The sequence below is a fragment of the Flavobacterium terrigena genome, assembly GCF_900108955.1.
Lineage (GTDB): Bacteria > Bacteroidota > Bacteroidia > Flavobacteriales > Flavobacteriaceae > Flavobacterium > Flavobacterium terrigena.
Genome location: NZ_FNYA01000003.1, coordinates 213,135 through 237,174 on the forward strand (window position 1 = coordinate 213,135; position 24,040 = coordinate 237,174).

At 33.8% G+C, this 24,040-nt stretch carries 11 protein-coding genes; 10 read left to right on the forward strand and 1 reads right to left on the reverse strand.

All coding sequences use genetic code 11. From position 1 onward, the window contains the following. Positions 1-210 precede the first annotated feature (210 nt). Positions 211-690, reverse strand: a complete 480-nt coding sequence (locus BMX42_RS07490) for a regulatory protein RecX (protein WP_245748272.1) — start codon at positions 688-690, stop codon at positions 211-213. Positions 691-874: 184 nt separating this feature from the next. Between BMX42_RS07490 and BMX42_RS07495 the strand changes: the two genes are divergently transcribed. From BMX42_RS07495 to BMX42_RS07540, 10 genes are all read left to right on the forward strand, one after another. Beyond that, on the forward strand, positions 875-5,494 hold the full coding sequence (locus tag BMX42_RS07495; RefSeq protein WP_091311561.1) for a putative Ig domain-containing protein: 4,620 nt from the start codon (positions 875-877) through the stop codon (positions 5,492-5,494). 110 nt (positions 5,495-5,604) lie between these two features. Beyond that, positions 5,605-9,645, forward strand: coding sequence for a reprolysin-like metallopeptidase (locus BMX42_RS07500; protein WP_091311565.1), 4,041 nt, complete (start codon positions 5,605-5,607; stop codon positions 9,643-9,645). 149 nt (positions 9,646-9,794) lie between these two features. Next, the gene (locus BMX42_RS07505) at positions 9,795-13,967 is read left to right on the forward strand and encodes a T9SS sorting signal type C domain-containing protein (RefSeq protein WP_091311568.1); all 4,173 of its coding nucleotides are present in this window, start codon (positions 9,795-9,797) and stop codon (positions 13,965-13,967) included. Between the two features lie 135 nt (positions 13,968-14,102). Further along, a complete protein-coding gene (locus BMX42_RS07510; protein ID WP_091311572.1) occupies positions 14,103-15,026 on the forward strand; it encodes a PfkB family carbohydrate kinase in 924 nt (307 codons plus the stop codon). Between the two features lie 70 nt (positions 15,027-15,096). Then, the gene (locus tag BMX42_RS07515) at positions 15,097-16,995 is read left to right on the forward strand and encodes an amidophosphoribosyltransferase (protein ID WP_091311576.1); all 1,899 of its coding nucleotides are present in this window, start codon (positions 15,097-15,099) and stop codon (positions 16,993-16,995) included. 252 nt (positions 16,996-17,247) lie between these two features. Beyond that, on the forward strand, positions 17,248-17,874 hold the full coding sequence (locus BMX42_RS07520) for a Crp/Fnr family transcriptional regulator (protein WP_091311580.1): 627 nt from the start codon (positions 17,248-17,250) through the stop codon (positions 17,872-17,874). A 140-nt stretch (positions 17,875-18,014) separates the two neighbouring features. Next, entirely contained in the window at positions 18,015-19,328 is a 1,314-nt protein-coding gene (locus tag BMX42_RS07525) for a TolC family protein (protein ID WP_091311584.1), read from the forward strand. A gap of 30 nt (positions 19,329-19,358) precedes the next feature. Next, entirely contained in the window at positions 19,359-20,444 is a 1,086-nt protein-coding gene (locus tag BMX42_RS07530; RefSeq protein ID WP_091311588.1) for an efflux RND transporter periplasmic adaptor subunit, read from the forward strand. A 44-nt stretch (positions 20,445-20,488) separates the two neighbouring features. After that, positions 20,489-23,704: an efflux RND transporter permease subunit gene (locus tag BMX42_RS07535; RefSeq protein ID WP_091311592.1), complete on the forward strand. Its 3,216-nt coding sequence runs from the start codon at positions 20,489-20,491 to the stop codon at positions 23,702-23,704. A 10-nt stretch (positions 23,705-23,714) separates the two neighbouring features. Then, the gene (locus BMX42_RS07540; protein ID WP_091311596.1) at positions 23,715-24,020 is read left to right on the forward strand and encodes a hypothetical protein; all 306 of its coding nucleotides are present in this window, start codon (positions 23,715-23,717) and stop codon (positions 24,018-24,020) included. Positions 24,021-24,040: the final 20 nt, after the last annotated feature.

The following is a 24,040-nucleotide window of genomic DNA, read 5'->3' on the forward strand; positions in this document are numbered from 1 at the left end:
ACCAAATACAATTAGTGGTGTTTTTTATTTTGTTTATTTGTTTGATAGTATTAATTTATTAATACTAAGAGTGGTTATTTAATAGCGTATTTCAATAAGGTTGTGTTTGTTGATTTACTTTTCAGTTTCATTTGGAAAAACGATTTTTGTAGGTTTTCGTTATAATTTCAGTGAAGATGTTTAAAAAAGGTTGGGTTTTTCAGCCTTTTTTTATTTGTCTAATTCTTTCAATTTTTCAAAAATCAAATTGGTTTCATATCCTTTACGAAGTAAGAAATCGACGAATTTTTTATTCTTCTTTTGCCCTTTTCTTTCTTTTATAGAGTTCCAGTTTTTTTCGGCAAGTGCATGAAAATTTTCTAGATATATTTCATTAGGAAGTTCTAGCAAAGCTAAATCAATGTTTCTTTTAGAAATTTCTCTGAATTTTAATTCTTGAACAATTCGGATTTTGCCCCAACCTTTGTAGTTGTGCTTGCCACGCGCAAAACTTTTAGCAAAACGTTCTTCATCGATGTATTTATTTTCGATAAGATGAACAATTATTTGCTCTTTTAGTTCTGGAATTAGTGTCAGATTGCGAAGTTTTTGCTCCACTTCTTTATGACAACGGTCTTGGTAGGAACAATAATATTCCAATTTATTAATCAACTCATTTTTAGTGAGTTCAGTGTTTTTAGGGTTTCCCAAATTGTTAACAATTTATTCATATAAATAATCTACAAAACTACAGCTTTTGTTATAATTTTGTATAAATTTGTCGCCCTTTGTTTAAAAAAGACTAAGGATTCGTAAAAATACAGAAATATAAATAATTAGTATAGTGTTTTTTCATAAAATACTATGCAAGCATAACAAAACAACCCCCTAAATTATGAAAATTAAATTATTATTTGGTTTATTCTTGGTCTCGGTTTTAAATTGGGGCCAGGTTAATATTACCCCAATTAGGACTGATGTGACAGGTTTTCCAACTTGGGCAGACACTGCAATTACTGGAACAACATATTTGCAATTGATAACCAATACTTCGACTACAATAAGTCCAACCATGAATTTTTCAGGTTACACTTCAATAACATTAGATTTTAAAGCAAGAATGTTTGGAGGGCCAAGTGCTGCAGAAAAAGTGATTACGGTTTCAATATCTACAGATGGTTCAACTTGGACTACTTTAGGGACTAACTCACCGGCGACAACCACTTTAACAGCAGTAACTCAGTACAATTTAAACACCTATATTGGACAAACAACAGTAAGACTGAGATTTCAAACTTTGGCCGCTGCTGGAAGTAGAGGATCAGGTATTGATGATATAGATATTAAAGGAACTATTCCTGGATGTACAGCGCCAGCCACACAAGCATCAGCCATTACAACAAATGGAGAAACTTTAGATGGTTTTAATATAAACTGGACAGCTGGTGATGGGAATGGAACTATGATTGTAATTAGACCTTCTGTAGCTGGCACTACTGCTCCAGTGAGTGGTACAGTCTATACTCCAAATACAGCTTGGGCATCGGCAGGACAAATCGACACAAACAATCGTGTTGTTTTTAGAGGAGTCGGTACAACTACAGGAACTCTTACAGGTTTAACAGCTGGAACTCAATATACAGTTAACGCTTATGAGTATAACACTGCTGGAAATTGTTATAAAACTACTCCAAGCGCTATTGGTACAGGTTATACAAGAGCTCTTGAACCAACTGCGCATGCAGCAACATTTTCTTGTACTACTGTTTCTACAACACAAATAAATTTAGCTTTTCCTTCTCGTGCAACTATTCCAAACGCAAGAGCATATTTAATTTTACAAAAAATTGGATCTGCACCTACTGGAGTACCAACAGATGGAGGGTTTTATGTTCCTGGTGCAACAATTGGAGATGCAACTGTTGTAGGTTCAACTGCACTTGATGGTACTGAGACATCATACTCGGTTACTGGATTAACTCCAGGGACAAATTATTATTTTTCAATAATTCCATTTAACGCTTATTTAAGTGTACCAAGCACTATAAATTATAATACGAATGCAACTATTCCTATTACTAATTGTACAACAAATAGTTTAAGTCCTCCAGTTATTACAAGTGTTTTAACGGGTTCTGGCGCGCAAGGTTCTTCATTTACTTATACTATTACGGCTACTAATACACCAACAAGTTACAACGCAACAGGTTTGCCTACTGGATTGTCAATTAATACTACAACTGGTGTAATTTCAGGTACACCATCAGTTTCAGGAACTTTTAATGTAACAATTACGGCAACAAATGGTTTTGGTTCTGATAATCAAACTTTAGTGATTACATTAGGGACAGGGCCGTGTTTAAGTGAAGCTTTTGCAGTTAATGCTTTGCCTGCAGGTTGGATTCAAACTAGTGTAACTTTCGCTTCTAACAGGGCAGAATTTAGCTCAAATAATGGGCAGTTAACAACAGTTGCAGTTAGCAATCCAGCTAGTTTAACTTTTACATTGGAAAGAACTGGAAGTACAGTTGTAAAAACAATGTTAATTGAGGTTTCAACTACTACACAAGGAGGAACTTATACGACAGTTGCAACATATGATCATTCAAACACAACTTCAAGTGGGACAGTTAACTGTACTGTTGATTTATCAGCTTATACTTCCTTTTCAACTGTTTATATTAGGTTTAGAAAAGCATCAGCTTCATCTGTTGCAAGATGGGGATTAGATGATATTCAGGTATTTTGTGCTGCGCCATGTACACCAGCAACTATTACTGCAACACCTACTTCAGGTCCAGTAGGAACTGAGGTAACAATTACTGCGTCTACAGGAAGTTTAACTGGAGCTTCAGTTAGTTTTGGTGGAATTAATGCAACTATTGTTTCAAATGATGGAACTCAAATGGTAGCGGTAGTTCCTATCGGAGCAACGACAGGAAATATTAAAGTGACTGATGCACAACCATGCGATGCCACTACAGCTTTTACTTTAATTTCAAAAGACAATTCTTCATGTGAAGGAACTTCTCCTACTACTGACTTAATTATTTATGATATTCATGACGAACAAACTGGTTCGGGTGGATTTATAACACTATATAATGGCACAGTTGCAACAGTTAATTTAACAAATTATAGTATTTGGAGAACAACTGTTTATGGAGATGGTAATGAGATTGATTATGCTAATTTAACTGGGACAATCGCTCCTGGAGCATTAGCAATATTAAAAGTTTCTGTTGGTAGTTGTGGACCTGCTTCAACAAATGGTACAATAGACGGAGGGTTTAATGATGATGATGGTATTCAATTAAGAAATGCGACAGGATCAGTAATAATTGATGATGTTCATACTTATGTTTCTGGTCCAGGTTATTATATGGTAAGAAATACAGGAGCTTTAAATGCAAGAACATCTTATGTAGCCGCAGACTGGAGTACTACGCCTTTAATCGCTGGTGAATGTTATCCAAGTGCAGGATTAACTCTTCCAAGTGGTGCATCAACACCGCCAATAGTTACTACTCATCCAACCTATTTACCATCATGTGGATCAACTTCTGCAGTTTTAACTTCTGCAGGAAATGAAGGTTATAGTGGTGGAAATACTTTAGCATATCAGTGGTATTTTGCTGCTCCAGGAAGTACAACTTGGGCTGCCGTTACAGATGGTGGAATTTATAGTGGAGCCACAACAGCTTCTTTATCAATTTCAAATGTAACAGGAGTATTAAACTATCAATATTACTGTCAAATTAGAGAAAATTCAGCAACATGTTATTCGGCAACAAATGCTGTGAAAATTACAGACACAAGTGCTTCAACTTGGAACGGATCAGCTTGGATTGGTGGTACACCAACAATAACTAAAGCCGCAATTATTGACGGAACCTATGTAACAGCAACAAATGGTGACTTTAGCTGTTGTAGTTTAACTGTCAATTCAGGTGTAGGAAGAAGTTTAACTATTTCTTCTGGGGGTTATGTTGAGGTGCAAAACAATATTACAAACAACGGAATTCTAGATGTTTTAAGTGATGGATCATTAGTTCAAATTAGTGATGCTGGAGTAAATACTGGAAATATCAGATATTATAGAACTGCAAATATTAGAAAACAAGATTATGTATATTGGTCTTCACCAGTTGCAAGTTTTGCGAGTAACGCTGTTTCTCCCGGAACTAGTTTAGGTTATCAATACAAATGGTTACCAACAACTACTGGTACAAATAATTTTGGAAATTGGGCATTTGCTAACGAAACAATGGTTTTAGGAAAAGGATATTGTTTAAGAGGTCCAGATTATTTCTCACTTTCGGCATTAACAAATTATACAGCAACATTTACGGGCGTGCCAAATAATGGTGTTGTGACAATTCCAATTAGCAGAGGAAATTGGAACGGAGGAACATATTCTACTGGAGTTTCTACAACTTTAGGAACAAATGAAGATGACAATTGGAATTTAGTTGGAAACCCATATCCATCGGCTATTCACGCAATTAATTTCTTGACATTAAATACAAACATTGCAGGTTTTGTTAACATTTGGACGCATGGTACATTGCCATCAAATGCTACAGCTGATCCATTTTACAATGATTATGCTTATAATTATACGCCATCAGATTACATCACTTATAATGCAGCAGGAGCTTCAAGTGGACCTGGTGTATTTAATGGAAGAATTGCTGGCGGACAAGGGTTCTTTGTGTCGATGTTACACACCTCTGCAGTTACAACTGAAAATTTAATTTTCAATAATTCATTAAGAAATAAAGTACATAATAATAGTCAGTTTTACAGAACTTCCGCGAATACTATTAATAATGGAGATTTAGAAAAACACAGAATTTGGTTCGATTTAGTTACACCTTCTGGAACTAGTGTGAGATCATTATTAGGATATGTTGAAGAGGCTACAAATGGTAAAGACAGATTGTTCGATGCTTTCTCAAATCAAAAACTATCATTTAATATTTTCTCGTTAATTGAAGAAGAACAAATGTTAATTCAAGGTAGAACACTCCCATTTGATAACAACGATAAAGTTAACATTGGAGTTTCTATTCCTCAAGATGGAATGTATAAAATTGCTTTAGGAGCTGTTGACGGATTGTTTTTAAATCCAAATCAAAACATCTATTTAGAAGATAAATTATTAAATGTAATTTATGATTTAAAGAATGATCCTTATTCGTTTATGGCTAATAAAGGAACAATTAAAGACAGGTTTGTTATTCGTTATACTAACGGAACGGTGTTGGCTAATGAAACTTTCGATGCAAATAATGATGTTGTTGTAGTTTCTAATCAAGAATTAAGTGTGCTTTCAACAAAAGAAAAAATAAAAAGTATTTTAGTTTATGATGTTTTAGGTAGAAAATTGTTTGAAGGAAAAGATATTGAAGCAAATAATTTTACTTTACCAATTACCAAACATAATGTGCCATTGTTGATAGAAATTGGTTTAGAAAACGGAATTAAAATTAACAGAAAAACAATATATTAATTGTTATATATAGAACATTGATGTTAAAAAGAGTGATTTTTGTCACTCTTTTTTTTGTTTTACAGAAAAATATGTATATTTTTGATAGCTAAACCCCTAAATAATGAATAATGAAAAAAAATTTACTTTTTTTATTTATGATTCTTTCTGCGTACACTTTTGCGCAAAAAACAACAGGCTGGACGGAAGTAGACAAACTTTCTGTTAATCCTTCTGAAAAAATAAGAAGATCCACTTTACCAAAAGAATATAAATTGTATAAATTCGATTACGAATCATTTGTGCAAAAGTTGGTGAATGTTCCACAAAGAGATACTTTTACTGGTGTTTCAAATGTAATTGTTTCCATTCCACATCCAAATGGCGAAATGATGGAATATCGAATTTTGGAAGCTTCTACATTTGAACCAAGTTTACAAGAAAGATTCCCTGAAATAAGGTCTTTTGTTGGGCAAGGTCTTAAAAATGCTGGAGATATTATCCGTTTTAGTATTTCTCCATCTAATGGATTAAGTGCTATGGTACGATCTGTAGATGCTGGAGAAACTTACATTATTGATCCTTTTTCAATGGATTATAAAACAGTTATTGCTTTTGAAAAATCAAAATCTGCGAAAAATTCTGGATTTATTTGTTCTACAGAAGATGTTGTTAAAGAATTTGGCCCTGCTTTAAACCATGAAAATAAAATCCTTAATAATGCTGATGATGCTAGTTTGAGAAGATTTAGAATGGCACAATCATGTACAGCAGAATATGCAAATTATTTTGGAGCAACAAGTGCTGCACAAGTTAATTTGGTTTTGGCGGCATTTAATGCATCATTTACAAGATGTAATGGTATTTATGAAATGGATTTTAATTGTACCATGCAATTAATTGCAAATACAACAGATGTAATTTATTACAATCCAGCAACTGATCCTTATTCTGATGGAGCAACTGGTTCTGGCGGAGCTTGGAATGGCGAATTAGGAGCAACTTTACAAAGTGTAATTGGTAATGCAAATTATGATATAGGTCACTTATTTGGTGCCTCTGGCGGTGGTGGAAATGCAGGTTGTATAGGTTGTGTGTGTTCTACTGATAATTCAAAAGGAACTGGATTTACATCACCTGGTGATAATATTCCCGAAGGTGATAATTTTGATATCGATTATGTAACTCACGAAGTGGGTCACCAATTAGGAGGTAATCATACTTGGACATTTAACGGAAATGAAGGAACCATTGCACAAGTTGAGCCTGGTTCGGGTGTAACTATTATGGGTTATGCAGGTATTACAGGTGCTACTGATGTTGCGCCACATTCTATCGCTATTTTTCATGCAGTTTCTATTCAGCAAATTACAAATAATATAAAAGGTAAATCTTGTGCAACCATAGTAAATATTGCAAATGCAGTTCCAGTACCTTCGGCTTCACCAACTAAAACTTTACCGATTGGTACAGCTTTCAAAATGACAGGTACGGCAACTGACGCTAATGCAGCTGATGTTTTATCATATTGCTGGGAGCAAATGGACGATAATAATGCTGCAACAACTTATCCTTCTACAACAGCGACAACTGGTGTTGCATTTCGTTCATATATGCCAGAAAATGCCGGAACTAGATATTTCCCTAGAATTGCAGATCATTTAGCTAACGGCGTTAATGGTAGTCAATGGGAAAAGGTTCCTGGAGTTGCAAGAACGGTAAATTTTAGAATGACGGTAAGAGATAACAGACCTGGTGGAGGTAATAACGAAAGCGTTAATACTGTTGTAACTTTTGATGCTACAAGAGGTCCACTTGCAATTACTTCTCAAAACACAGCAGGAATTAATTACACACAAGGCTCAACTCAAACGGTTACTTGGTCTGTAAATAATACAAACCTAATGACTGGTGCTGCCAATGTAAATATTAAATTATCTACAGATGGCGGATTAACTTATCCTACAACTTTATTAGCAAATACGCCTAATGATGGCACACAAACAGTAACCATTCCTAATGTTTTTGCTCCTTATTGTAGAATTTTAATTGAGCCAACTGCTAATGATTTTTATGCCATAAACACAACTGATTTTGCTATTGGATATTCTGTTTCAACTATATGTACAGATTACACAAGAACCTTAACTTCAGGAAATATAATCACAGATCAAACGCCTTTAGCATATCAAAATTTCGCATTAAATGTTCCAGATAACGTTATTATTACAGATGTGAATGTTACTTCAAATGTTACTCATGGAAGAAGAAATGAATTATATGCAGCTGTGAATAGTCCAGCAGGAACATTTGTAGCTTTATTTGAAGATGGAGGATGTAATAATTCAATTTCAGATTTGGTTGGAACTTTTGATAGTGAGTCAGGAACTGCAGCAGGTTGTGGCGCAGATAATAATTTTGGTACCATGCAACCCGTTTCAACTTTACAAGCATTAAACGGACAGAGTTCACTTGGTAACTGGTTGTTTAGAGTTGCGGATGTTGAGCCAACAAGAAATGGTGTTTTAAATAGTTTTACAATTAGAATTTGTCATAAGCAAATTATCGAAACACCAGTTGCTTGTGGAACGATAACTTCAACATGGAATGGTTCTGCTTGGTCTAATGGAGTTCCTGTAAGAAACGTTGCTGCTATTTTTGCTGGAAATTATACTTCTACTGCAGATTTAGAGGCATGTTCTGTTACGGTAAACGCTGGAGCTAATGTTACAATCGCTACAGGACATTCATTAATTGTTGGTGGTAGTGTAACTGTAATCGGTTCAGGTACATTGACAATTAATAATAACGCAGCTTTACGTCAAATTGATGGTGCTGCAGTAAACACTGGAAATATTATTGTTAAGAGAAATTCTGCTGGAATGGTTCGTTTGGATTATACAGCTTGGTCATCTCCAGTTTCTGGACAACAATTACAGGCGTTTTCTCCAAATACTATTTCAACTCGTTTTTATGAGTATTTATATACAGGTACAACAACACCAACGGCTTATCAAACAGTAACTGCAACAACAAATTTCCTTAAAGGAAAAGGATATATGATTAGAGCAGCTAATGATTGGCCAGTTACTTCAACAGTATTTAATGGTCAATTTACGGGTGTTCCTTTTAATGGAGATACAACAGTAAGTTTAGGAAGAGGATTTAATCTATTAGGAAATCCTTATGCTTCACCTATGAATGCAACAAAATTCTTAGATGATAATCCATCTACAGTTGGAGCATTATATTTTTGGACACATACAGTAGCTGCAGTTGGAGGTGTTTATCCAGTAAATAATTATGCTTCATTTACAAAACTTGGAGGTACAGCTTCTGCTGCTGGCGGTGCTGTTCCAGATGGTACAATTCAAACAGGTCAAGGTTTCTTTGTAAGAGCATTTGATTTTGGAACAGCAAAATTCACTAACTTACAAAGAGTTAATGCATCTGTTTCAACTCAATTTTTCAAAAATGCGTCTAATCCAGAAACTCCAATATCTTCTGAATCACACAGAATTTGGTTAAACTTAAATGATAACACCAATAACTATAACCAAATATTAGTAGGTTATATTGATGGTGCTACAAACGGAATTGATAAGGCAATTGATGGTGAAGTATTAGATAAAAATAATACGATGTTGTATAATATAATTAACGATTCGGAATATGTAATTCAAGGAAAAGGATTGCCTTTTGCAGATACAGATGAAATTGCCTTAGGATTAAAAGCAACAACTTCTGGAAACTATTCAATTGCATTAGAAAACGTAGATGGATTATTTACTTCTCAAAATGTATATGTAAAAGATAATGTTACTAATATTATACACGATATCAAACAATCTCCTTATGCATTTACAACTTCTGAAGGTGTGTTTAATGATAGATTCAAAGTAGTCTTTACCAATAAAATTTCAGAAAACCAATCACCTGTTTCAGATGAAAGCGTTGTAGTATTTACACAAAATGAAGAATTAATAATTAATGCTTCGCAAGAAATTACAACGGTTGAAATTTTTGATGTGCTAGGAAGAAACATTTACAACAATTTAAAAGTAAATGATAAAGTACTAAACATTTCATCTATCGCAAACAGAAACCAAGCATTATTAGTGAAGGTTACTTTCAAAACAGGCCAATCGGTTACTAAAAAAGTAATCAAATAAAATAATCTCAATACTATTGAAATCTAAATCTCGATTCTGATACTTTTCGGAATCGAGATTTGTTGTTTTTAACACTTTATCCCCCTTTTTTGTTATTTATCTATTTTTTTATATATTTGGAATCCTTAAACCCAAATCACTATAATAAAATGAAAAAAAATTTACTTTTTTTATTAATGTTCTTTTGTGCTATTTCTTTTGCTCAAATAAAACAACTTAAAAAACCTTTTGTTCCAGTACAAGGATTAACTCCATCTGGGCATGTAAGATGTCATACTAACGAAAATGAAGCAGCGCTTCAAGCTAAATATCCAAACAGAGCTACAAATGAAGAGTTTGAAGCTTGGTTAGCACCTATTGTTAAGAAAATTAATCAAGATAGAGCTAGCGGAAGAAATATTCAAGTGGTTTACAACATCCCAGTAGTAATTCATATTGTTCATAATGGAGATGCATTAGGAACTGGTGAAAATATTACAGATGCTCAAGCGATTTCTCAAATTACAGTAATGAATCAAGATTTTAGAAGACTTGCAGGAACTCCTGGAGGAACTAATTCTACTGGTTTAGCTGTAGATTGTGAAATTAATTTCTGTTTGGCTCAAACTGATCCAACTGGTGTTGCAACAACAGGAGTTGTAAGACATGTTATTGCGCCATATTCAAATAATGTTACGAATGGCTCTGGGGGTGCAGATTGGGAAACAAACGCAGATGTAGAAGCGATGAAAGCAGCTACTCAATGGGATCCAAATAATTATTTAAATATGTGGACAATTCGTCCTGGTGGACTGTCACTACAAAATGGTGGTTTAAATGGATTATTAGGATATGCACAATTTCCAAGTAATTCTGGTTTAGCTGGTTTAAATGCTAATGGAGGTGCTGCAAATACAGATGGTGTTGTAGCGGCTTATAATGCTATGGGAACAATTGCGTTAAATGATGGAACCTTTATATTAAATCCAACGTATAACTTAGGAAGAACAATGACTCACGAAGTAGGTCACTGGGTGGGTTTACGTCATATTTGGGGAGATGATGCCTGTCCTGCTTCAGGTGGTAATGTGAACACAAATGAAGATTTTTGTGCCGATACACCAGCAGCGGCAGACGCAAATTATTCTTGTACAGTCGTAAATTCTTGTACAGCTATTGCAGGTAATGATATGATTCAAAATTATATGGATTATACTAATGATTCTTGTATGGATACATTTACAGCTGATCAAAAAACACGTATGATAGCAGTAATGACAAATTCACCAAGAAGAAATACTTTAAATGCATCTACAGCTTGTCAAGCACCAACACCAATCATTAGATTTACTAATCCAACTGGTTCGATAAATGAAAATACAAATTGTAGTTATACTGATGTAACCTTCCCAATAACTATAGGAAAAGTTGCTACGCAAAATGCAACTCTTACATTTAATGTAACCGGCGGAACAGCTACTTTAAATACTGATTATAGTATAGTAAATAGTACTGTAACTTTCCCAGCTAATACAACAGCATCACAAAATTTAACAATTAGAGTTTTCCATGACGGAATTGTAGAACCAAATGAAACTTTAATTATTGATATGACACTAAACGCAAATGGCGGTAACGCTGTTTTGAATAGCTTAGCAAAAACAATGACTATTACTATTGTTGATAATGATGTAGCACCAATTGCAACTCAAACAAACGTTTTACTTACTGAAGATTTTGAAGATGTTACAGGATGGACTATAGTCGATTCAAATGCAGATCAGTGGGGTGTTGTTACTGGACTTAATGGGTTTGGTACCGCACCTAATACACTTGCTGGAAAATGTGCTTACTCAGAAAAAGATAGAACATATTTATCAGGAACAGGTAATGCAAATCCAAATAATTATATAATCAGTCCTCAATTTACAATTACAGCTGGGGCGACTTCCGCTAATTTAACATATATTATTGCAGGATATGGTGCTGATGCGGGTAATTATTCGGCATATTTTACAACAACGTTAAACCCAACAACTGAAGCACAAATTACTTCTGGAGCATTAATTCAAGCAGCAACAACAATTACTTCTGGGACATCTGTTTTACAAAATATTAATATGAATGCATATATTGGACAAACAGGACATATCGCATTTAGACATAATAATAACAATTCGGCAACTGGTTTATTATTGTTAGATACAGTCAATTTAACTTCAGTAACAAATACTAACGTTCAAACCGAAATTAATACAGCAACTCCATATACAGCAACTGTTAATGCAACTGGTAGTTTCCATGTGTTTGATACTAATAAAATTGTATTATCATCAACAAATAATGGAACATTTAATTATGGTTGTACAAACGTAACGGTAAATAGAAGTCAAACTTCTGTTGGTGCTGGTTCAGCATCTTTTATTGATACTAATGCGGCTAATAGAATATTACCAAAAACATATAATATTACTACAGGAAATGATACTGCAACTGGTAATTATACTATCACATTATATTGTACAGCTGCTGAAGTTTTAGCTTGGGAAACAGCTACTGGAAAATCAAGAACGGCTTTACAAATTATTAAAGTAATTAATAATCCGATTTCAACAATCAATGCTTCAAATTATACAAACTATATTATTGAAGAAAAAGCAGCGACTATTGGAGCATTTGGACCAAATGTAACTTTCACAGCAACTTTCAATACCAATATGTCTGGAGGTTATGCTATCGGTCCAAAAACAGGAATCGTTTGTGGTGATATAGCTTCAACATGGAACGGAACAGCTTGGTCTAATGGAACACCATCAAAAGTTACTGCAGTTACTTTCGCAGGAAACTATTCTTCTACAGCAGATTTAGATGCATGTTCAGTAACAATTAATACAGGAAGAAATGTAACTTTTAATGCAGGGCATACTTTAATTTCTGGTAATGCTGTTACTGTTAATGGAACAGGTACATTAACTATTAATAATAATGCTGCTTTAAGGCAAGTAAATGCAGTAGCTAATACTGGAAATATTATTGTAAAAAGAAATTCTGCAGGAATGGTTAAATTGGATTATACAGCCTGGTCTTCTCCAGTTTCTGGACAACAATTACAAGCTTTTTCTCCAAGTACTTTACCAAACAGATTTTATCAATATTTATACACTGGAACAACTACACCAACAGCTTATCAATCGGTTACAGCAACCAATAACTTCGTTGCAGGAAAAGGATATATGATTAGAGCTGCAGATAACTGGCCACTTACATCGACTGTATTTAACGGACAGTTTACAGGTGTGCCAACAAATGGAAATGTTTCTCAATCTGTGGGAATTGGATATAACTTATTAGGAAATCCATATGCATCACCAATTTCTGGAAACCTTTTCTTAGGCGCTAATGCTTCGGTAAATACATTATACTTCTGGACACATACTGCTCCTGCAGTTGGAGGTGTTTATCCAGTTAATAATTACGCTTCTTATACTACTTTAGGAGGTACAGCTTCAGCAGCAGGTGGAGCAATTCCAAACGGAACCATTCAAACTGGTCAAGGTTTCTTTGTAAGAGCAACTGCGGGTGGAAATGCAAATTTCACAAATGCACAGCGTGTTAATGCGTCAGTAAGTACACAATTTTACAGAACTTCTGAAAATGCGGCAACAACTTCTGAAACAGATAAACACAGAATTTGGCTAAACTTAAATGATGCTTCAAATAACTATAACCAAATATTAGTAGGATATGTAAATGGAGCTACTAATGGAATCGATAATGCAATTGATGGTGAAGTTTTAGATAAAGATGACACAATGTTATATAACGTAATCAATGATACTGAATATGTAATTCAAGGAAAAGGATTACCATTTGCAGATACAGATGAAATTGCCTTAGGATTAAAAGCAACAACTGCCGGAAACTATTCAATTGCATTAGAAAACGTAGATGGATTATTTACTTCTCAAAATGTATATATAAAAGATAACGTTGCTAATATTATTCACGACATCAAACAAACACCTTATTCTTTCACAACAACTGATGGTGTGTTTAATAACAGATTTAAACTGGTATTTACAAATGCAGCATTAACAAATCCATCATTTGTTTCAGATGAAAGTGTAGTTGTATTTACTCAAAATGAAGAATTAAAAATTAGTGCTTCACAAGAAATGGCAAAAGTGGAAGTTTTTGATATACTTGGAAGAAACATTTACAACAATTCAAAAGTAAATGATAAAGTATTAAATATTTCTTCTATTGCGAATAGAAACCAAGCGTTGTTAGTGAAAATTACTTTTACAACGGGTCAATCTGTCACTAAAAAAGTAATCAAATAACTACAATAAATTAAATTCTAAATCTCGATTCTGATATTTTTCAGAATCGAGATTTTTTTATACTTAAAATTATCATAACAATTTTCAAACTTCAAACGGAATAACTATCTTTGCCGCTTATTTAAAAAGAAGAAAATGAGTAAATTGGTAATTGTAGGAACGGTAGCTTTTGATGCTATTGAAACACCTTTTGGAAAAACAGATAAAATTTTAGGTGGAGCAGCAACGTATATAGGTTTGTCAGCCTCTTTTTTTAATGTGGATTCGGCAATTGTATCTGTTGTAGGTGAAGATTTCCCACAAGAACATTTAGATTTATTATCAGAAAGAAACATAAACATTGAAGGAATTGAAATCGTTAAAGGTGGAAAAACTTTCTTTTGGAGTGGAAAATACCACAACGATATGAATTCTCGTGATACGTTAGCAACTGAGTTAAACGTATTAGCAGATTTTAATCCTGTGGTTCCTCAAGCATATAAAGATGCTGCAGTGGTGATGTTAGGAAACTTACACCCAATTGTACAATCTTCAGTATTAGATCAAATGACTACAAAACCAAAGTTAGTAGTTTTAGACACGATGAACTTTTGGATGGATTGTGCTTTACCAGAATTATTAGACGTAATCAAACGTGTAGACGTAATTACAATTAATGATGAAGAAGCGCGTCAATTATCTGGAGAATATTCTTTAGTAAAAGCAGCTGCAAAAATCCATACAATGGGTCCAAAATATGTAGTAATCAAAAAAGGAGAACACGGAGCCTTAATTTTTCATAATAAAGATGTTTTCTTCGCACCAGCGTTACCATTAGAAGAAGTTTTTGATCCAACAGGAGCAGGAGATACTTTCGCAGGTGGTTTCTCAGGTTACATTGCACAAACAGAAGATGTTTCTTTTGAAAGCATGAAAAACGCGATTATTCACGGTTCAAATTTAGCTTCATTCTGTGTAGAAAAATTCGGAACAGAAAGAATGGTGGATTTAAGCAAAGAAGACGTTTATGCACGTTTACAACAATTTAAGTCATTAACACAATTTGACATCAAATTATAAGCACAAAATATGCCTCGAATTTTCGGGGCATTTTTAATACAACTAATAAATAATACAACACACAACAACTATGAGCGACGCTATTAAACACGAATGTGGAATTGCATTACTTAGATTATTAAAACCATTAGAATACTATAAAGAAAAATATGGTACAGCTTTTTACGGTGTAGAAAAAATGTACCTTTTAATGGAAAAACAACACAATCGCGGTCAAGATGGTGCTGGTTTTGCAAGTATCAAATTGGATGTAAAACCTGGGCAAAGATACATCAGTAGAATTCGTTCGAATCAAGCACAACCGATTCAAGATATTTTCGGACAAATTAATGCGAGAATTTCAAATGAATTAGCGAATAATCCTTCGTATCAAAATAATGTAGCCTTACAAAAAGAAAACATTCCTTATGTAGGTGAATTGTTTTTAGGTCACGTTCGTTATGGTACTTTCGGAAAAAATAGCATAGAAAGTGTTCATCCATTTTTACGTCAGAATAACTGGATGCACAGAAATTTATTAGTAGCTGGAAACTTCAACATGACAAATGTTAAAGAATTGTTTCAAGATTTAGTAGATGTGGGTCAACACCCAAAACTAATGGCAGATACAGTTACAGTTATGGAAAAAATTGGTCATTTCTTAGATGATGAAATTACCGATTTATATTTAGATTGTAAAAATGAAGGCCTTTCAAAACAAGAAGCTTCACCAGTAATTGCAGAAAGATTAAATATTGGAAGAATTTTAAGAAGAGCTTCTAAAAACTTCGATGGTGGTTACGCAATGGCCGGGCTTTTAGGACACGGTGACGCCTTTGTAGTTAGAGATCCAAACGGAATTCGTCCAGCTTATTATTATCAAGATGATGAAATCGTAGTGGTTGCTTCAGAAAGACCAGTTATTCAAACGGTATTTAATGTGGCGTTTGATGATGTTAAAGAATTAGAAGCTGGAGACGCAATCATCGTTAAGAAAAACGGAAACGTTCAATTCGAAAATATTAGAGAAGCAGGTGAGAAAAAAGCGTGTTCTTTTGAAAGAATTTATTTCTCTCGTGGAAGCGATGCTGAAATCTATCAAGAAAGAAAATTACTAGGAAAATATGTTTTCCCAAGTGTATTGAAAGAAATTGACAACGACATTCATAATTCGGTGTTTTCATTTATTCCGAATACAGCAGAAACTTCTTTTTACGGAATGGCGGAAGCGGCTCAAAAACATTTAGATGAGCAGAAAGTAAAAGACATTATCGCACAAAGAAATACCTTAGATGAAAATGGCTTAAATGCGATTTTAGAAGAGAAAGTTCGTACCGAAAAAATTGCGATTAAAGATGTAAAACTAAGAACGTTTATCACAGAAGATAGTAGTCGTGACGAAATGGTTTCTCATGTTTACGACATCACTTACGGTGTAGTAAAACCAACGGATAACTTAGTTATTATTGACGATAGTATTGTTCGTGGAACGACATTAAAACAAAGTATCATTAAAATTTTAGACCGATTAAATCCTAAGAAAATTGTTGTGGTTTCTTCGGCTCCACAAATTAGATATCCTGATTGTTACGGAATTGATATGAGTACAATGGAAGGTTTTATCGCTTTCAGAGCAACATTAGAGCTATTAAAAGATACAAATCAATATCATATTGTGGATGACGTTTACAAAAAATGTAAAACACAACAAGGATTAAAAGATACAGAAGTAATTAATCACGTAAAAGAAATTTACGCTCCATTTACAGACGAACAAATTTCGGATAAAATGGCAGAAATGTTAACTTCAAAAGAAGTGAAAGCAGAAGTGAAAATTATCTTCCAAAAAGTAGAAGATTTACATAAAGCGTGTCCGAAAAATTTAGGTGATTGGTATTTCACAGGAAACTATCCAACACCAGGTGGAAATAGAGTAGTAAACACCGCGTTTATCAACTTTTACGAAGGTAACGGAGAACGTGCTTATTAAAAAAGTGCATTTCAACGGGAATATGTACTTTATAACAAATATTTTATTCTAGTATAATAACTTGTTCTACTTTTATATCACCAGAAAATTAGTAGGTTAAGTTTTATGGTAGATTTGGGGCAAAAAGGGTGAAACGAAAGTTTCACCTTTTTTATTTTATACCCATCTTAGTTCATAATAAATTAGTTTTTCACAACTATTTGTTGTTGAATTTACTAAATTCGCTTTAGAATTAATATTAAATTCATAAAAATGGAAAACACGCTCCAAAACACATATAATTTTATTTTCGAAGAAGCTTTATTGAACGAAATTTCAGAAGTTTCCAAGATTCATGATTTCAAAGAAGGTGATATTATTATTGATTTTGGTGAAAACATTAAAAGTATACCATTAATCTTAACGGGTGCGATTAAAATTTTACGTGAAGATTTTGATGAAGGCGAACTACTTCTATATTTTATTGAAAAAGGAGATACCTGTGCCATGTCTATGCAATGTTGTTTAGGAAAAGCTAAAAGTGAAATCAGAGCCATTGCAGAAACAGACGGACAACTTATTTTAATTCCAGTGGCTAAAATGAACGAATGGTTAGGTAAATATGCCACTTGGCGAGATTTTGTATTCAACAGCTATAACAACCGATTAAAAGAAATGCTAACCACAATTGACCATTTAGCGTTCATGAATATGGATGAAAGGTTACTAAATTATCTTTTAGAAAAATCGAAAATCAATCATTCCAAAGAAATTCACAATACACATCAAGAAATTGCCTACGATTTAAATACGTCAAGAGTTGTAATTTCCCGAATTTTAAAAGCCTTAGAAAATAAAGGGAAAATTAAATTGAATAGAGCGTATATTGAGTTGTTGTAAATGTTAATTAATAAGCTATGGTGTGAAAGCTAATTATAACTAACCTATTCCAGCCCAAATCAAAAATTCCACCTCTGTAACATTTGTAACTGTATAACGTTTGAGTTGCGTTTAATTTTGCTTCATAATTAATTTAGATTATGAAAAAAATTAAACACCCTTTTTTAATAACCACTTTATTATTTTCAGTTTTTGGATTGGCGCAAGACACGCTGACTATTTCTAAAAACGATATTTCTAAGAAAATTTCAGAAAATAATTTACAAGTGAGAATTGCTGAAAAAAACTTTCAGTCGGCAAAAGCAGATTATAACCAATCGAAAGCAGTTTTCTTACCGAATATTAATGTTTCGCACACTGGGATTTCAACCACCAATCCTTTAATGGCTTTCGGTTCGAAATTAAATCAGGAAATTTTAACGGCTTCAGATTTCAATCCCGCTTTATTAAATGATCCAGCAAAAACACAAAATTTTGCTACAAAATTCGAAATTCAACAACCCCTTATTAATGTAGATGGTTTTTATGGAAGACAAGCTGCAAAAGCAAAAATGGAAGCGTTCCAACTACAAACTGAACGCACTAAAGAATATTTAGAATTAGAAGTTTCGAAAGCTTATATGCAATTGCAACTGGCCTATAAAGCCGTGAGCGTTTTAGAAAAAGCCAATACCACTGGAAAAGCCAATTTGAAATTAGTAGAAAACTATTTCAAACAAGGCATGTTGCAAAAAACCGATTTATTAAATGTGCAAGTTCGTGTAAGTGAAATCGCAAATCAATTGCAATACGCGAAAAGTAACGTACAAAATGCGTCAGATTATTTAGGATTTTTGTTAAACGAAGACACACAAGGAAAAATCTACAAACCTGCTGAAGCTTTAGAAAACTCCATTGCGATTGAAGCAATAAACACCACTTTATCTGAAAACAGAAAAGACATTCAAGCGATGACAAAATCTTCGGAAGCGTATGCGAAAATGTTAAAATCTTCAAAAATGACATTCCTGCCAAGATTAAACGCTTTTGGAAGTTATGAAATGTACGATAAAAATATCTTAGGAACTTCGGCAAAAGGATATGTAGTTGGTGCCCAATTATCTTGGAATGTTTTCGACGGCTATAAATCTATCGGAAAATTCGAAAAAGCGAAAGCGGAATCTCAAAAAGCCGATGCGGAAAAAGACCAATACACCAAACAAAGTCAATTGGAATTAAACAAAACGAATCGCCAATTAAAAGACGCGGAAAACAAAGTGAATTTATCACAATTAGCTTTCGAACAATCACAAGAAGCCTACAGAATTCGTCAAAACAGATTCGCGCAAGGTTTAGAAAAAACAACAGATTTATTGCAATCCGAAACACAAATGATTCAAAAAGAATTAGAACAATTACAAGCGGTTTTCGAATATAATTTTACAAAACAATATTTACAGTTTTTAACGAAGTAAATTTTAATAATCAATTTCAATTTTAAAAAGATGAAAAAAAATATAGCAATTTTAACCCTTTCCACTTTAGTATTTCTTTCATGTGGAAAAGAAAAAAAAGAACTAACTAACAACGAACCAGCTATTAAAGTTGTAGTGAATGGTTTAGCCACAAATAACTCAGAATTCATCACCGCAAGCGGAAAAACAGAAGCGGAAAGCAGTGCCAATTTAAGCACAAGAATGATGGGTTATGTGACTAAAGTTCACGTAAAAACAGGTCAGAAAGTTTCTGCTGGACAATTATTGGTAAGCATTAATAGTTCCGATTTACAAGCAAAAAAAGCGCAAGTTGACGCGTCTATTTTACAAGCGACTGCAGCCTATAATAACGCGAAAAAAGACTATGATAGATTTACGGCTTTATTCAGTCAACAAAGTGCTTCTCAAAAAGAATTAGACGATATGACCTCTCGTTACGAAATGTCAAAAGCTGGTTTAGCTGGTGCGAAACAAATGCGTAATGAAGTTATGGCGCAGTTTTCTTACTCTAATATTACCGCTCCATTTTCTGGAGAAGTTACGAATACATTCATTAAAGAAGGCGACATGGCTAACCCAGGAATGCCTTTAGTAAGCGTAGAAGGAGTTTCTAGAATGCAAGTAACGGCAATGGTTTCGGAAGGTGATATTTCTCAAATTAAAAACGGAATGCCAGTGAAAATTATGGTAAAATCGTTAAATAAAGAAGTGTCAGGTAAAGTTTCAGAAGTGAGTGGTTCTGCTAAAAACACAGGTGGACAATACTTAGTAAAAGTGACTTTAAACTCCAACGACAAAACCATTTTATCAGGAATGTTCGTAAATGTTCAATTTCCAATCGCTAATCAACCAAAATCAGAAACTACTTTAAAATCAGATAAAGTAATGGTTCCAGAAAGTGCTTTGGTAAAACAAGGACAATTAACAGGGATTTACACGATAGCCAACGGTAAAACAGCCATTTTAAGATGGATTAGAACCGGAAAAGCCTTTGGTAATCAAGTAGAAGTTTTATCAGGATTATCTGCAAACGAGCAATATATTGTTTCTGCAGAAGGTAAGTTATATAACGGAGCTAATGTGAGTATTCACTAATCCGTTTTTAGTGCTAAGACATTAAATTCTTAAACAAAAAAATCATGCAAGAAGGTATATCAGGTAAAATTGCCCATTTTTTCATCAACTCTAAATTAACGATTTTGTTAATGGTTGGTTTGATGATCATCGGGGTGTATAGTTCGTTCTTAATTCCTCGTGAAGAAGAACCACAAATCGCTATTCCAATGGCGGATATTATGATTGGCTATCCAGGCGCAAGTCCGGCAGAAGTAGAAAGTCGTGTTATTAAACCCTTAGAAAAAGTATTGTCTAACATCAAAGGTGTAGAACATTTACATAGTATGGCAATGAACGGTCAGGCTATGATAATTGTGCAGTTTTATGTAGGCGAAGATTCAGAACGCTCGTATGTGAAATTGTACGATGAGTTAATGAAAAACGAAAATATTTTCCCAAAAGGCGTATACAAACCTATGGTAAAAACACGTTCCATTGACGATGTTCCTATGCTAGGTGTTACACTTTGGAGTGAAAAATTGAACGATTTCGAAATTCGTCAAATTGCGGAAGAAGTTACTTCGGAAATTGAAAAAGTAAAAGATGTTGCCATTACGAAAGAAATTGGAGGAAGAACCCGCGAACTAAAAGTCGTTTTAGATAAAGATAAAATGGCGGAAAATGGTGTGGATGCTTTAGGAATTATGCAAATGATTCAAGCAAATAACGGCAGTTCTCAGTCAGGAAGTTTTGTAAATAATGACAAAGAATATCTACTTACAACTGGAGAATTTTTATCGACTTCAGAAGACGTAGAAAATTTGGTTGTAGGTGTGAATGCCAATATGCCAGTCTATTTAAAACAAGTGGCGGCAATTCAAGACGGACCGTCAACACCAAGAAGTTACGTGTCTTTCGGATACGGAAAAGCAAATGAAAAGTATGCGAAAAACAAATCGGAATATCCTGCTGTTACAATTTCTGTTGGAAAAGTAAAAGGCGCGGATGCGATGAAAATTTCGGATAAAATCATCGAGAAAATCGAAACCTTAAAAAAGACCTTAATTACAAATGATGTTCACGTAGAAATCTCTAGAAATTACGGAGAAACGGCTTCTCATAAAGTTGGCGAATTATTAATGCACTTAGGTGTGGCGATAATCGCGGTAACGCTTTTAGTAATGCTTGCTATGGGTTGGCGTGGTGGTTTAGTGGTTTTCTTTTCAGTGCCATTAACGTTTGCCTTAACCTTGTTTGCTTATTATATGTTGGGTTACACGTTAAACAGAATTACGCTTTTCGCCTTAGTTTTTGTGGTGGGAATTGTGGTAGATGACAGTATTATCATCGCTGAAAACATGCACCGACATTTTAAAATGAAGCGATTGCCGTTCAAACAAGCTGCGATTTATGCAATTAACGAAGTAGGAAATCCAACTATTTTAGCCACTTTTACAGTAATTGCTGCTATTTTACCAATGGCTTTCGTGTCAGGAATGATGGGGCCTTACATGAGTCCAATGCCAATTGGTGCTTCCATTGCGATGTTACTTTCGTTGTTTGTTGCCTTAACGGTTACACCATATTTAGGTTACCATTTATTACACGAAAAAGAGGAACAAGAACACAAAGCAGAACAAGGTTTAGAAACATCTTGGATTTATAAATTATATAATAAAATTGAACGTCCCTTTTTAGAAAATTCTACGAAACGTAGAGTGATGTTAGGAATTACAGTGGTTTTATTAGCAGGTTCTGTATTAATGTTTTTCACGAAATCGGTTTTAGTAAAAATGTTGCCTTTCGATAATAAAAACGAATTCCAAGTGGTAATCGATATGCCAGAAGGAACTACGTTAGAAAGAACAGCAGTTGTTACGCAAGAAATTGCACAATATTTAACTACCGTTCCAGAAGTAGTGAATTATCAAAATTATATTGGAACGTCTGCGCCTATTACGTTTAACGGATTGGTTCGTCATTACGATTTACGTGGTGGAAGCAATATGGCTGATATTCAAGTCAATTTATTACACAAAGAAGACAGAGATTTGCAAAGTCACGATATTGCAAAAGTAGTTCGCCCAGAAGTGCAAAAAATCGCAAAAAAGTATGGTGCGAATGTGAAAATTATTGAAGTGCCACCAGGACCACCAGTTTTATCAACTTTGGTTGCTGAAATTTACGGACCAGATTACAAACAACAAATTGAAGTAGCTAACCAAGTAAAAGGAATTTTAGAAAAAACTACTGATATTGTGGATATTGATTGGTATGTAGAAGACAATCAAACGGAATATAAATTGGAAGTCGACAAGGAAAAAGCGATGTTAAACGGAATCGCACCACAACAAATTGTTGGAAATTTGACGTATTTGTTAAAAGAATATCCGATTTCTAATTTGTACGATGAAAATTCAAACAACAGCGTTGGAATTGTTCTTTCTCTAGATGATAAAGACAAAACATCACTTCAAGATATTCAGAATTTAAAAATAAAAGGCAGTCAAGGAAATGTAGTTCCAGTTTCCGATTTGGTAAAAGTGAAAGAAGATGTTTTACAAAAAACGATCTATAGAAAAGACCAAAAACGAGTAGTTTACGTAACTGCAGATATGGCTGGAGAATTAGAAAGTCCGGTATATGCAATTTTAGGAATGAACGAAGAATTGCAAAAAATGAAATTACCAAAAGGTTATAAAGTCAACGAATTGTACATGGAACAACCATCAGATGAAAGTGATTTTACCGTAAAATGGGATGGTGAATGGCAAATTACTTTAGAAGTGTTCCGTGATTTAGGAATTGCATTCGGAGTGGTAATTGTAATTATTTATATGTTGATTGTAGGTTGGTTCCAAAACTTTAAAACACCAATTGTCATGATGCTAGCGATTCCGCTTTCGTTAGTGGGAATTGTTTTCGGACACTGGTTGTTAGGTGCTTATTTCACCGCAACTTCTTTCATTGGAATGATTGCTTTAGCTGGAGTTATGGTTCGGAATTCCGTTTTACTTATCGATTTTATTGAAATTCGATTAAACGAAGGTATTCCATTAAAACAAGCTATTATTGAAGCTGGTGCCGTAAGAACCACACCAATTTTACTAACAACAGGTGCAGTTGTAATTGGAGCCTTAATTATTTTATTCGATCCAATTTTTCAAGGATTAGCCATTTCATTAGTATTTGGAGCTGTAGTTTCTACCATATTAACTTTACTTGTAGTGCCAATTATTTACTATGTCACGGAAAGAAAAAAATGGGAGAAAAAGAGTGTTGAGGAAATAAACCAATAAATTGTAACCTATGAAACTATTAATAATAACATCAATTTCTGAATTTGAAAACGAAATAAAACAAATGCTAGTGAAAGCAAATGTGAAAAATTTTTCATACAAAGAAGTTATGGGCTATCATAACACAAGTAATGAGGCTATTGGTGATAACTGGTTTGCCACAGAAATGAATGAGAATGAAAGTATGTTATTTTATGCTTTTGTACCAAGCGAAAATGTGGAAATGATTTTTAATGCAATTAATGAATTTAATGGAAAACAAGAAACACTTTCAAAAATTCATGTGGCCACAGTAAATATTGAGAATTCAAATTAATTTAGTAATAATATATAAAA